The organism is Streptomyces sp. NPDC058289 (genome assembly GCF_042880975.1).
GTDB classification, from domain to species: Bacteria; Actinomycetota; Actinomycetes; order Streptomycetales; family Streptomycetaceae; genus Streptomyces; species Streptomyces stoeckheimensis.
Map to the genome: position 1 here is coordinate 1 of NZ_JBHVYI010000032.1, position 12,729 is coordinate 12,729.

12 protein-coding genes are annotated in these 12,729 nt (G+C 72.1%); 5 read left to right on the plus strand and 7 right to left on the minus strand.

The features are described from left to right. Positions 1-124: 124 nt before the first annotated feature. Entirely contained in the window at positions 125-1,564 is a 1,440-nt protein-coding gene (locus ACFVX6_RS18295; RefSeq protein ID WP_389692617.1) for an NAD(P)H-quinone dehydrogenase, read from the minus strand. A 198-nt stretch (positions 1,565-1,762) separates the two neighbouring features. On the opposite strand from ACFVX6_RS18295, the gene ACFVX6_RS18300 reads away from it, so the two are divergent. The 3 genes from ACFVX6_RS18300 (at position 1,763) to ACFVX6_RS18310 (ending at position 4,976) form a co-directional block, all read left to right on the plus strand. After that, complete coding sequence (locus tag ACFVX6_RS18300) at positions 1,763-2,200, plus strand: gamma-glutamylcyclotransferase (RefSeq protein ID WP_389692619.1); 438 nt, start codon at positions 1,763-1,765, stop codon at positions 2,198-2,200. 240 nt (positions 2,201-2,440) lie between these two features. Beyond that, positions 2,441-3,247 carry a purine-nucleoside phosphorylase gene (locus ACFVX6_RS18305; protein ID WP_389692621.1) on the plus strand — a complete coding sequence of 269 codons (807 nt, stop codon included), beginning with the start codon at positions 2,441-2,443 and terminating at the stop codon, positions 3,245-3,247. 79 nt (positions 3,248-3,326) lie between these two features. Continuing rightward, positions 3,327-4,976, plus strand: a complete 1,650-nt coding sequence (locus tag ACFVX6_RS18310) for a phospho-sugar mutase (RefSeq protein ID WP_389692738.1) — start codon at positions 3,327-3,329, stop codon at positions 4,974-4,976. A gap of 128 nt (positions 4,977-5,104) precedes the next feature. On the opposite strand, the gene ACFVX6_RS18315 is transcribed toward ACFVX6_RS18310, so the two are convergent. Genes ACFVX6_RS18315 through afsQ1 form a run of 3 tightly spaced genes read right to left on the minus strand, consistent with a single transcriptional unit; the run spans position 5,105 to position 7,948 of the window. Beyond that, positions 5,105-5,806 carry a hypothetical protein gene (locus ACFVX6_RS18315; protein WP_389692623.1) on the minus strand — a complete coding sequence of 234 codons (702 nt, stop codon included), beginning with the start codon at positions 5,804-5,806 and terminating at the stop codon, positions 5,105-5,107. Next, complete coding sequence (locus ACFVX6_RS18320; protein ID WP_389692740.1) at positions 5,790-7,373, minus strand: ATP-binding protein; 1,584 nt, start codon at positions 7,371-7,373, stop codon at positions 5,790-5,792. Before ACFVX6_RS18320 ends, ACFVX6_RS18315 begins: the two co-directional genes overlap by 17 nt. After that, positions 7,271-7,948 (minus strand): two-component system response regulator AfsQ1, encoded by a 678-nt coding sequence (gene afsQ1 / locus ACFVX6_RS18325; RefSeq protein ID WP_250746240.1) that lies wholly within the window; start codon positions 7,946-7,948, stop codon positions 7,271-7,273. Before afsQ1 ends, ACFVX6_RS18320 begins: the two co-directional genes overlap by 103 nt. A gap of 210 nt (positions 7,949-8,158) precedes the next feature. Here afsQ1 and ACFVX6_RS18330 point away from each other — a divergent pair, with 210 nt between their 5' ends. Further along, positions 8,159-8,878, plus strand: coding sequence for a SigE family RNA polymerase sigma factor (locus ACFVX6_RS18330; protein ID WP_389692625.1), 720 nt, complete (start codon positions 8,159-8,161; stop codon positions 8,876-8,878). Between the two features lie 277 nt (positions 8,879-9,155). Here ACFVX6_RS18330 and ACFVX6_RS18335 read toward each other — a convergent pair whose 3' ends face one another. Further along, positions 9,156-9,854, minus strand: a complete 699-nt coding sequence (locus ACFVX6_RS18335) for a uridine kinase (protein WP_389692742.1) — start codon at positions 9,852-9,854, stop codon at positions 9,156-9,158. Between the two features lie 64 nt (positions 9,855-9,918). Between ACFVX6_RS18335 and ACFVX6_RS18340 the strand changes: the two genes are divergently transcribed. Further along, positions 9,919-10,275, plus strand: a complete 357-nt coding sequence (locus ACFVX6_RS18340; protein ID WP_274549201.1) for a hypothetical protein — start codon at positions 9,919-9,921, stop codon at positions 10,273-10,275. A 120-nt stretch (positions 10,276-10,395) separates the two neighbouring features. On the opposite strand, the gene ACFVX6_RS18345 is transcribed toward ACFVX6_RS18340, so the two are convergent. Together ACFVX6_RS18345 and ACFVX6_RS18350 are read right to left on the minus strand one after the other, a co-directional pair. Continuing rightward, positions 10,396-11,298 (minus strand): aldehyde dehydrogenase family protein, encoded by a 903-nt coding sequence (locus ACFVX6_RS18345; RefSeq protein ID WP_389692627.1) that lies wholly within the window; start codon positions 11,296-11,298, stop codon positions 10,396-10,398. Then, positions 11,291-12,727 carry an aldehyde dehydrogenase family protein gene (locus tag ACFVX6_RS18350; protein WP_389692629.1) on the minus strand — a complete coding sequence of 479 codons (1,437 nt, stop codon included), beginning with the start codon at positions 12,725-12,727 and terminating at the stop codon, positions 11,291-11,293. Before ACFVX6_RS18350 ends, ACFVX6_RS18345 begins: the two co-directional genes overlap by 8 nt. Positions 12,728-12,729: the final 2 nt, after the last annotated feature.

A 12,729-nucleotide genomic window follows, 5' to 3' on the forward strand; every position in this document is an offset into this window, starting at 1 on the left:
TTCCGTTGTTGTACATACAGGTTGTTCATTTTGTGTACCCGGGGGGCCCCCCCCCGCCCCCAGCGCCGGGGGGGGCCCCACCACCCACTCCAAAGCCCTTGCTCACAAGGGTCGTTATCGGGACCTACGCCTCGCCGGAGGCCTTCCGCGTGTGCAGCTGGCGGGCAACTTCGGCGATCGAACCGGACAACGAGGGGTACACGGTGAACGCGTTTGCGATCTGCTCGACCGTCAGGTTGTTGTCGACGGCGATCGAGATCGGGTGGATGAGCTCGCTCGCGCGCGGGGAGACGACGACGCCGCCCACGACGATCCCGGTGCCCGGCCGGCAGAACAGCTTCACGAAGCCGTCCCGGATGCCCTGCATCTTGGCGCGCGGGTTGCGCAGCAGCGGGAGCTTCACGCACCGGGCGTCGATCTTGCCGGAGTCCACGTCGGCCTGGGTGTAGCCGACGGTGGCGATCTCGGGGTCGGTGAAGACGTTCGAGGAGACCGTCTTCAGGTTCAGCGGGGCCACCGCGTCGCCGAGGAAGTGGTACATCGCGATGCGCCCCTGCATGGCGGCCACCGACGCGAGCGCGAAGATGCCGGTCACGTCGCCGGCCGCGTACACGCCGGGCGAGGAGGTGCGGGAGACCTTGTCGGTCCAGATGTGCCCGGACTCCTTGAGCTTGACCCCGGACTCCTCCAGGTTCATGTTGCTCGTGTTCGGGATCGCGCCGACCGCCATCAGGCAGTGCGTGCCGGAGATGACCCGGCCGTCGGAGAGGGTGACCTCGACCCGGTCGCCCACCCGCTTGGCGGACTCGGCGCGCGAGCGGCCGATGACGTTCATGCCGCGGCGCCGGAAGACGTCCTCCAGCACGGCGGCGGCGTCCGGGTCCTCGCCGGGGAGCACGCGGTCGCGGGAGGACACGAGGGTCACCCGGGAGCCGAGGGCCTGGTACGCGCCGGCGAACTCGGCGCCGGTCACGCCGGAGCCGACCACGATGAGCTCCTCCGGGAGCTCTTCGAGGTCGTAGACCTGGGTCCAGTTCAGGATCCGCTCGCCGTCGGGCATCGCGTCGGGGATCTCGCGGGGGTGTCCGCCGGTCGCGATGAGCACGGCGTCGGCGGTGAGGATCGTCTCGGAGCCGTCGGCCGCGGTGACGATGACGTCCCGCGTGCCGTCGATGCCCTGCGGGCCGCCGAGCTTGGCGCGGCCCCGTACGACCCGGGCGCCGGCCCGGGTGACGGAGGCGGTGATGTCGTGGGACTGGGCGAGGGCCAGGCGCTTGACGCGCCGGTTCACCTTGCCGAGGTCCACGCCGACGACGCGCGCGGCCTGCTCGATGTGCGGGGTGTCGTCCGCGACGACGATGCCGAGCTCCTCGTACGACGAGTCGAAGGTCGTCATGACCTCGGCGGTCGCGATGAGAGTCTTGGAGGGCACGCAGTCGGTGAGCACCGACGCGCCGCCCAGACCGTCGCAGTCCACGACGGTCACCTCCGCGCCGAGCTGGGCCCCCACGAGGGCCGCCTCATACCCGCCGGGTCCGCCGCCGATGATCACGATCCGGGTCACGAAAACTCCGCCTCACGTCTACCCGGCCGGCTGCCGCCCCGGCCGGGGCTTCCGGGGGGTCTCCCCGGGGGATGCATTCCGTACGTCATTGTCCCGCACGCATCAAGGTGCTTCACGCCCGGTCCCACCATCCGGGACGCAGGCCCCGTACACGGCCGGGAGCGCAGCCGGGGCCGCCCCTCCCGTACCCTCGACCTCATGTCGCTCTACGCCGCGTACGCCGGCAACCTCGACCCGCGGCTGATGACGCGCCGCGCTCCGCATTCGCCGCTGCGCGGCACGGGCTGGATCAACGACTGGCGGCTGACCTTCGGCGGCGAGCAGATGGGCTGGGAGGGCGCGCTGGCGACGATCGTCGAAGCGCCGCGCCACCAGGTCTTCGTCGCGCTGTACGACGTGGCCCCGCTCGACGAGGACTCCATGGACCGGTGGGAGGGCGTCGGGCTCGACATCTACCGCCGCATGCGGGTGCGCGTGCACACGCTGGAAGGCGAGGAAGCGGCCTGGGTGTACGTCCTCAACGGCTACGAGGGCGGCCTGCCCTCGGCCCGCTACCTGGGCGAACTCGCCGACGCGGCCGAATCCGCGGGCGCCCCGCACGACTACGTGATGGAACTCCGCAAGCGACCCTGCTAGCCGCAGTCCTTCGCGGGGCCACCGCCGCGCCTCGCAGGCCGGGATCGGCCGAATCCAGCCTCGCCGGCGCTTCAGGCGCAGGGGCCCGGGGGCGGCGCCCCCGGCAACGGCACCGCGCCGCATCACCCGCCCCCGCTCCCCCATCGAGGGACGTTTCGGCGGAAACGACAAAGCAACGATCCGAATACCGTGAGCGGTGCCATCTACGCGCGTAGGCCGAGAGCGGCTACGCTCTTCCGCGTGAACGCATCTGTTACCGACCCCTTCGCCGCCGCCGACGCCGCCGCCGCCCGCCTGCGCGAGCTGACCGGCGCCGAGACCCACGATGTCGCCCTCGTGATGGGCTCCGGCTGGGCCCCCGCCGCCGAGGCGCTGGGCGCGCCCGAGGCCGAGTTCTCCGTGACCGAGCTGCCCGGCTTCCCGCCGCCCGCCGTCGAGGGCCACGGCGGCAAGATCCGCTCGTACAAGATCGGCGACAAGCGCGCGCTGCTCTTCCTCGGCCGGACCCACTACTACGAGGGCCGCGGCGTCGCCGCCGTCGCCCACGGCGTGCGCACGGCCGTCGCCGCCGGCTGCAAGACCATCGTCCTGACCAACGGCTGCGGTGGCCTGCGCGAGGGCATGAAGCCCGGCCAGCCGGTCCTGATCAGCGACCACCTCAACCTCACGGCCACCTCGCCGATCGTCGGCGCGAACTTCGTGGACCTGACCGACCTGTACTCGCCGCGCCTGCGCGCCATGTGCAAGGAGATCGACGAGACCCTCGAAGAGGGCGTCTACGTGCAGTTCCCCGGCCCGCACTACGAGACCCCGGCCGAGATCAACATGATCCGCGTCATGGGCGCCGACCTGGTCGGCATGTCCACCGTGCTGGAGGCCATCGCCGCCCGCGAGGCCGGCGCCGAGGTGCTCGGCATCTCGCTGGTCACCAACCTGGCGGCGGGCCTCTCCGGCGAGCCGCTCAACCACGAAGAGGTGCTCCAGGCCGGCCGCGACTCGGCCTCGCGCATGGGCAAGCTGCTGACCCAGGTCCTCGCCCGGATCTGAACAACGCACCGAACGTCCGGACGACCGGACGACCGACCGTACGAGAGGTAAGGCGGAAGCAGTGCAGGACGTGCAGGACGTGCAGGACGATCTGATCGCGCGGGCCCGGGCCTGGATGGCCGAGGACCCGGACCCGGAGACGGCCGACGAGCTCGCGAAGCTCATCGAGGCCGGTGACACGACCGAGCTCGCGGACCGCTTCTCCGGCATGCTGCAGTTCGGCACCGCCGGACTCCGCGGCGAGCTGGGCGCGGGCCCGATGCGGATGAACCGCAACGTGGTGATCCGGGCCGCGGCGGGCCTCGCGGCCTACCTCAAGGCCCGGGGCCACGCCGGCGGCCTGGTCGTCGTCGGTTACGACGCCCGCTACAAGTCGGCCGACTTCGCCCGCGACACCGCCGCGGTGATGACCGGTGCCGGGCTGCGCGCGGCCGTCCTGCCCCGTCCGCTGCCGACGCCCGTCCTCGCGTACGCCATAAGGCACCTGGGCGCCGTCGCCGGCGTCGAGGTGACCGCGAGCCACAACCCGCCCCGGGACAACGGCTACAAGGTCTACCTCGGCGACGGTTCGCAGATCGTCTCCCCGGCCGACGCGGAGATCGCCGCGCAGATCGACGCGATCGCCGCGCTGGCCGACGTACCGCGGGCCGAGGAGGGCTGGCAGGACCTCGGCGACGAGGTCCTGGAGGCCTACCTGGCACGTACGGACGCCGTCCTGACCCCCGGTTCCCCCCGGGGCGTGCGGACCGTCTACACGGCCATGCACGGCGTCGGCAAGGACGTGGTCCTGGCCGCCTTCGCCCGCGCGGGCTTCCCGGCCCCGGTCCTGGTGGCCGAGCAGGCGGAGCCGGACCCGGCCTTCCCGACGGTGGCCTTCCCCAACCCGGAGGAGCCGGGCGCGATGGACCTGTCCTTCGCCACGGCCGCCCGGGTGAACCCGGACATCGTCATCGCCAACGACCCGGACGCCGACCGCTGCGCCGTGGCCGTCCCGGACGGGGCCTCGGCCTCCGGCTGGCGGATGCTGCGCGGCGACGAGGTCGGCGCGCTGCTCGCCGCCCACCTGGTGCACAAGGGCGCCCAGGGCGTCTTCGCCGAGTCCATCGTCTCCTCCTCCCTCCTCGGACGGATCGCGGAGGCCGCGGGCGTCGGCTACGAAGAAACCCTGACCGGCTTCAAGTGGATCTCCCGCGTCGAGGGCCTGCGCTACGGGTACGAGGAGGCGCTCGGCTACTGCGTGGACCCCGAGGGCGTCCGCGACAAGGACGGCGTCACGGCCGCCCTGCTCGTCGCGGAGCTGGCCTCGGAGCTCAAGGAGCAGGGCCGGACCCTGACCGACCTGCTGGACGACTTGGCCATGGAGCACGGTCTGCACGCCACCGACCAGCTGTCGGTCCGCGTGGAGGACCTGTCGGTCATCGCCTCGGCGATGGCGGCGCTGCGCGCGGAGCCCCCGGCCTCGCTGGCGGGCCTGCGGGTCACCTCGGCGGAGGACCTGAACCGGGGCACGGCGACGCTCCCGCCCACGGACGGGCTGCGCTACTACCTGGAGGGCGACTACAAGGCCCGGGTGATCGTCCGCCCGTCCGGTACGGAGCCCAAGCTGAAGTGCTACCTGGAGGTCGTGGTCCCGGTGGCGGAAGCCTCGGACCTGCTCCCGGCCCGCGCCCGCGGCCAGGAAGTCCTCGACGCGATCAAGAAGGACCTCGCGGCCGCGGCCGGCATTTAGCCTTCCCGACGCGCACCTCGCACTGCTTCGCAGGCTTCGGCCCGCTGCGCCGGACTCCGTCCGTCGGCCCGGCAGGCAGTGCATCGGCCCCCCGAGTTCCTGCTCAGGGGGCCTTCGCCGTATCCGGGTCAGGAAGCCGAGGGCGCCGGCGTCGCCGTCGGCCGGACCACGTCGCCCAGGGTCGGGACCGACTCCGGACGGGAGCGGACGGCGTCCGTGCACTCCCAGGCCCGCGGCGGATCCGCGTCGGGACCGCCCAGGACCACCGGGCCCGGGCCCGCCGACACCGCGTCGCTCTCCGCGAGCGTGCACACCAGTTGCGACAGCGCCACCGGCGGCAGGTCCTCGGGCTTGCGGCTCAGCCGCACCGTGCCCGCCGGATCCCCCGGCCGCGGCGCCGAGGCCGTCAGGTTCGCCGGTACCTCGGTCGTGAAGCCGGCCTCCCGCTCCTCCGCCGACGGCTCCCGCTGGAGCGCCTCCAGCAGGGCCTGGGTGACGAACACCGCCGCGTCCCGCGCAGCGGGCTGCTTCTCCGGCACCGGCACCACCCGCTGGACGCCCACCAGCTGCGCCCCACAGACCAGTTCCACCGTGGCCCGGATGCCCTGCACCCCGCCCGTTCCGGCGGCCGTGCCGGTAGGGGTTTTGCACGAGACCCGCGAGGGGGCCGGGCCCACGTCCACCGGCACGGTGGTCGCACGGATCCCGCACCCGGTCAGGGCTCCCAGGGACAACAAACCCAGGGCCACCACGACGGCCGTCGTACCGAGCAGCGCACCGAGCGTGGCGCCACGCCCCGTCCCGCGCGCCGTCCTACGCCTCGTCGTCACCGGCGATCACCTTCCCCACGTCCACCGGCAGCCGCAGCGTGAACAGCGCACCGCCCTCCGCACCGTTCTCCGCGGTGATGTCGCCGCCGTGAATGTGCGCGTTCTCCATCGCGATGGACAGGCCGAGCCCGCTGCCGTCGGACTTCGGCCGCGACGCGCTCGCCTTGTAGAACCGGTCGAAGACGTGCGGCAGTACGGCCTCGGGGATGCCCGGCCCGTTGTCCCGTACGGCCATGACCAGCCAGTCCCCCTCCACGCGGATGGAGACCCGGACCGGCGATCCGCCGTGCTTGAGCGCGTTGCCGATCAGATTGGCCAGGATCACGTCGAGCCGCCGCGGGTCGAGCCGCGCCACGATCCCGCGCTCCGCGTCGAGTTCGACCGCGTCGAGCCACGCCCGCGTGTCGATGCACGCCGTCACCTGGTCGGCGACGTCCACGTCGTCCAGCACCAGCCGCGCCGTGCCCGCGTCGAAGCGGGTTACCTCCATGAGGTTCTCCACGAGGTCGTTCAGCCGCCTGGTCTCGCTCACGACCAGACCCACCGCCGGTGCGATCATCGGATCGAGGCCGTCGACCTCGTCCTCCAGCACCTCGGCCACCGCCGTCAACGCCGTCAGCGGCGTGCGCAGTTCGTGGGACATGTCCGCGACGAAACGCCGGCTGGACTCCTCCCGCGCGCTCATGTCGGCGACCTTCTTCTCCAGCGCCTCCGCCGTCTTGTTGAAGGTGTGGGCCAGATCGGCGAGTTCGTCCGTCCCCGACACCTCCAGCCGGTGGTCCAGCTCCCCTTCGCCGAGCCGGCGCGCCGCGTCGCCGAGCCGCTGCACGGGCCGCAGCACCGTACGGGCCGCGGCCTGCGCGAGCAGCGCGGACCCGAGCAGCGCGAGCCCGGTGGCGATGGTCAGGGACCAGGCCAGGGCGTTGAGGTCGTCGCGCTCCTGGGCGAGGGACTTGTACATGTAGCCGGTCGGCCCGCCGCCCACGATCCGGGTGCCGCCGACCAGGTAGGGGTTCCCGTTCGGCTTCGTCCGCTGCCAGTACACGTGGTACGCGGCATCGTTGGCCGAGGTGGTCTTCTGCCGGTCGTCCACGGCGTGCTGGAGCGACTTCGGTACGTCGGCCAGCGAGAAGGCGTCGGGACCGGCCGACCCGGCCACCTTGCGGCCGTCCTTCTCGTCCACCAGCAGCACGCTGTAGCCGGGGCTGCTGCCCGCCATCATCTCAGCGGTGTGCTGCAGCTCCTCCTGCGTCGGGTCGGCGGGCAGCGCCGCGGCCCGGTTCTGCATCTCCTGCCGGAAGTCGCCGAGGGCGGCGTCCTGGGTCCGGGTCAGGACGGCTTCGCGGTTGAGCCAGTACGCGATCCCGGACGCGGACACGGCGGCCGTCAGCGCGACCAGTGCGAACACGACGAGGAGCCGCAGCCGCAGGCTGGTCCAGCGCCGGCCCGCGAACAGGGCTCTGATCACTGCGGGGAGTCCAGTCGGTAGCCGACGCCCCGCACGGTACGGATCAGGGTGGGCGACGAGGGCACTTCCTCGACCTTGGCGCGCAGCCGCTGCACGCAGGCGTCGACGAGGCGCGAGTCGCCGAGGTAGTCGTGCTCCCACACCAGCCGCAGCAGCTGCTGGCGGGAGAGCGCCTGGCCGGGGCGACGGCTGAGCTCCAGGAGCAGCCGCAGCTCGGTCGGGGTGAGCTGCAGGTCCTCGCCGTTCTTGGTCACCGTCATGGCGTTGCGGTCGATGACCAGCGAGCCGAAGACGGCGGAGTCGGTGGCCTCGCGCTCGCCACGGCGCAGCACGGCCCGGATGCGGGCGTCGAGCACCCTCCCCTGGACGGGCTTGACGACGTAGTCGTCGGCTCCCGACTCCAGGCCGACGACCACGTCGATGTCGTCGTTGCGCGCGGTGAGCAGGATGATCGGCAGCTGGTCGGTGCGCCGGACGCGCCGGCACACCTCGAAGCCGTCGATCCCGGGCAGCATGACGTCCAGGACGATCAGGTCCGGCCGCTGTTCGCGGAGCAGTTTGAGGCCGTCCTCGCCCGTCGCCGCGGTGGCCACACGGTGGCCCTGGCGAGTCAGGGAGAGTTCGAGGGCCGTGCGGATGGCGTCGTCGTCCTCGATGAGCAACAGGAAAGGCACGGGCTCATTCTGTCCCATCGCCCCTCGGGACTTCGACCGCCCTGCACCTCCAATCGCGGGGCGGCTCCCACACGGCCCCCGCACGGCCCCGGCGCGGCTTCCGCCCGGACCCTGTGACAGGCCTGTGACAGTCGAAGGACACCCCGGTTATGTCGGGCGGGCAGTCTTCTTGGCAACGGACCAGACAGACTCCACGACGGGGGGCGCGAGATGAACACGCTGCACAGCACCAGCACCAGCGCGGTTGTCACGCGGCTGCACGATGTGAACCGCCGCACGGCAATCCGTACGGCCACGGCCCCTTCCCGGCGGCCGGCGCACGTGGTGGCCATCGACGCGAAGACCTACGAGCGCCCCTCCGTCCCCGCCCAGCGCACGCCGGGCTCCACGGACGTCCCGGACTCCTCCAACGAGGCCGAGTTCACCGCGTACGTCCAGGAGCGGCGGGCCGCCCTCTACGCGACGGCCTTCCACCTGACCGGCGACCGCTACGAGGCCGAGGACCTGCTGCAGACCGCGCTGTTCTCCACGTACCGCGCCTGGGACCGCATCAGCGACAAGGCCGCCGTCGGCGGATACCTGCGGCGCACGATGACGAACCTGCACATCAGCGCCTGGCGCCGGCGCAAGCTCAACGAGTACCCGACGGAAGAGCTGCCGGAGACGGCCTCGGACACGGACGCCATGGGCGGTACGGAGCTGCGCGCCGTGCTGTGGCAGGCGCTCACCCGCATCCCGGAGCCGCAGCGCACGATGCTGGTGCTCCGGTACTACGAGGGCCGCACGGACCCGGAGATCGCGGAGATCCTCGGCATCAGCGTCGGCACGGTGAAGTCGAGCATCTGGCGTTCGCTGCGCCGGATGCGCGAGGACGAGGCGCTGAGCTTCGGCCGCGACGAGTCGGAGTCCTTCGAGGACCTGGTCGCGTAAGGGCGGCCTCCACGAGACCAAAGGGCCAGGGGGCCCGTCCTGCGGGGGTGGGACGGGGGCCACGGGGGCAAAGGGCGGGATCGAGCGGACGGGGGTCCGCACGGTCCCGCCCTTTGGCGTCAGCCATCTCAGCCGTCCGGCGTTTGAGGACCGGGGTCCGGGGCGGAGCCCCAGGGTCTTTCCGGGTCCGGGCACAGCGCCCGGGGACGGTGGAAGGGCGGGTAGGGGACTTCGCCCCGCAGGGCCGGCCGGCACGGCCCGGCCCGGGCAGCGACGGCTACGCCGGCGCCACGGCCCGGTGCCGCCCCGCCGCGGCGGCGGCAAGACGCCCCAGCGCCTCGTCACGACCACAGGCATGCGCGCCCAGCGCGGTATGACGGGCAACGATCCCGCGCTCGGCCCGCATCAGCCGCCACCCCCGCCGCAGGAGCATCGGCACGGACTTGCGGCCCTCTCGCAGGTCACGGGCCAGGCGTCGGCGGAAGGTGGTGCTGGGCCGCCCGCGCAGGCAGATCGCGTCCGCCAGCAGCCCCAGCTCCTGGCACCGCACGACGACGTCCGCCGCGAAGATCCCCTCGGCTATGAACAGCGGGGTCCGGGAGATGTCCAGCGCCTCCGTACCGGTCCGCGAGGAGGTGGCGATGTCGTAGACGGGGACCTCGGTCCGCCCGGCCGCGCACAGCTCGGCGATCGCGGCCACGGCCGCCTCCGCGTCCCAGGACAGCGGGGAGTCCCAGTCGATGTCGGCGCTGCCCTCGACGCGCGGGAGGGTCGGGTCGTCGCCGTCCTTGTAGAAGTCGTCCAGGCGCAGCACGGGCAGCCCCGAACGGGCCGCCAGCGAGGACTTGCCGGAGCCCGAGGGTCCGGTCAGCAGGACGACACGCGTAGGCGAAGGAGAGGAACAGCTCACGGAACAACAGTGTGAACTATTACCTCGCGCAGGGGACCTACCCAAAGGTCCGTTGGTATCCAGGATCACACCTCCACTACGCTGCGTGCGCACGCGATCACGACTCCGTACGAGCCCACAGGCGGGAACCATGGCACGTCACGCAGCCCCCAAAGCCCCCCATCCCAAGGCGCTGCGCAGCGCAGGCCTGACCCTCTCGATGGCCGGCGCGGCCCTCGCGATGGCCGCCGGCGGCGCCCAGGCGGGCGAGCTCGATGTTCCGGCGGCCCTCGCGGGGGTCTCCAACCCGATCTCGAACCTCAAGGTGAATCCCCTGGCCCACACCGGCGTGGACCCGCTCGACAACGGCGTCGCCACCAAGGTCGCGGATTTTCCCTCCGTCGGCACCGGCATGGTCACGGGCATCCTGACCCAGGGGCCGTCGGTCGGCGAGCTGCCCACGGCCGCGGCCTCGTCCCTCCTGGGCCCCCTGACGGGCGGCAAGTAGCTCCCGTAGGGCACGTGAGCCCGGAGGTCGTGCGGGCGCGGAGGCATGGAGCGGAGGCATGAAGAGGCCCCGGCAGCGCGGGGGACGCCGCCGGGGCCCGTCTTCGGGGGTGGGGCCTCTCTAGTACGAGGACCCGCCCGCGCCCAGCGACCCGGTCGGGTGCCAGACGGTCTTGGTCTCCAGGAACGGCGTCATGCGCGCCGTGCCCGGGTCCGCGCTCCAGTCGTCCACAGGCTGTGGACGCAGGACGCGCTTGAGGTTGTCCGCGGCCGCGATCTCCAGCTCCTTGGCCAGCGCCTCGTCGGCTCCGGCCAGGTCGATTGCGTTGACGTCCTGGTGGGACGCCAGGTGCGGGCCCATCTCGGCGGCCTTGCCGGACAGGATGTTGACCACGCCGCCGGGCAGGTCGGAGGTGGCCAGGACCTCGCCGAGGGACAGCGCCGGGAGCGGCGCCTTCTCGGAGGCGATGACGACGACCGTGTTGCCGGTGGCGATCACCGGGGCGATCACGGAAACCAGTCCGAGGAAGGACGAGGCCTGCGGGGCCACGACCGTGACCACACCGGTCGGCTCGGGGGTGGAGAGGTTGAAGTACGGGCCCGCGACCGGGTTGGCCCCGCCCACGATCTGGCCGATCTTGTCGGTCCAGCCCGCGTACCAGACCCAGCGGTCGATGGCTGCGTCGACGACGGCCGCGGCCTTCGTCTTGGACAGGCCCTCGGCCTCGCCGACCTCGCGGACGAACTGCTCGCGGCGGCCCTCCAGCATCTCGGCGACGCGGTAGAGGATCTGGCCGCGGTTGTACGCGGTCGCGCCCGACCAGCCGCCGAAGGCCTTGCGGGCGGCGACGACCGCGTCCCGGGCGTCCTTGCGGGAGGACAGCGGGGCGTTGGCCAGCCACTTGCCCTTCGAGTCAGTCACCTCGTACACCCGGCCGCTCTCGGAGCGGGGGAACTTGCCCCCGACGTACAGCTTGTAGGTCTTGAAGACGCTCAGACGCGTCTGCGTCGGGGAATCAGACATCGAGGTAGCCCTCCAGGCCGTGACGGCCGCCTTCGCGCCCGAAGCCCGACTCCTTGTAGCCGCCGAAGGGCGAGGTCGGGTCGAACTTGTTGAACGTGTTGGCCCACACCACACCCGCACGGAGCTTGTTGGCGACCGCGAGGATGCGGCTGCCCTTCTCCGTCCAGATGCCGGCGGACAGGCCGTACTGGCTGTTGTTGGCCTTGGCGACGGCCTCGTCGGGCGTACGGAAGGTCAGCACGGACAGCACCGGGCCGAAGATCTCGTCGCGGGCGACGGTGTGCGACTGGGAGACGTTCGTGAAGAGCGTCGGGGCGAACCAGTAGCCGGCGTTCGGCAGTTCGCACGGCGCCGACCAGCGCTCGGCGCCCTCCGCCTCGCCGGTGTCCGCGAGGGCGGTGATCCGGGCGAGCTGCTCGGCGGAGTTGATCGCGCCGATGTCGGTGTTCTTGTCGAGCGGGTCGCCCAGGCGCAGCGTGGTCAGCCGGCGCTTGAGCGAGTCGATCAGCTCGTCGTGGATCGACTCCTGGACCAGGAGGCGCGAGCCCGCGCAGCAGACCTGGCCCTGGTTGAAGAAGATGCCGCTGACGATGCCCTCGACGGCCTGGTCGATGGGGGCGTCGTCGAAGACGATGTTGGCGCCCTTGCCGCCCAGCTCCAGGGTGACCTTCTTGGAGGTGCCGGCGACCTGGCGCGCGATGGCCTTGCCGACGGCGGTGGAACCGGTGAAGGCGACCTTGTTGACGTCCGGGTGCTCGACGAGGGCCGCGCCCGCGTCCCCGTACCCGGTGAGGATGTTGACGACGCCCTTGGGCAGGCCCGCCTGGCGGCAGATGTCCGCGAAGAAGAGCGCGGAGAGCGGGGTCGTCTGGGCCGGCTTGAGCACGACGGTGTTGCCCGTGGCGAGCGCCGGGGCGATCTTCCACGCGAGCATCATCAGCGGGAAGTTCCACGGGATGACCTGGCCGGCCACACCGAGGGGGCGCGGGCCCACGCCGTAGCCCGCGTGGTCGAGCTTGTCGGCCCAGCCCGCGTAGTAGAAGAAGTGCGCGGCGACGAGCGGCAGGTCCGCGTCGCGGGTCTCCCGGATCGGCTTGCCGTTGTCGAGGGTCTCCAGGACGGCCAGCTCGCGGCTGCGCTCCTGGATGATCCGGGCGATGCGGAAGAGGTACTTGGCACGCTCGGAGCCGGGCAGCGCGGACCACTTCTCGAAGGCCTTGCGGGCGGCCTTCACGGCGCGGTCCACATCGGCGGCGCCGGCCTGCGCGATCTCCGCGAGGACCTCTTCGGAGGCCGGGGAGACGGTCTTGAAGACCTTGCCGTCCGCCGCGTCGGTGAACTCGCCGTCGATGAACAGCCCGTAGGAGGGCGCGATGTCGACGACGGAACGGGACTCGGGGGCGGGTGCGTACTCGAATGCGGATGCCATGG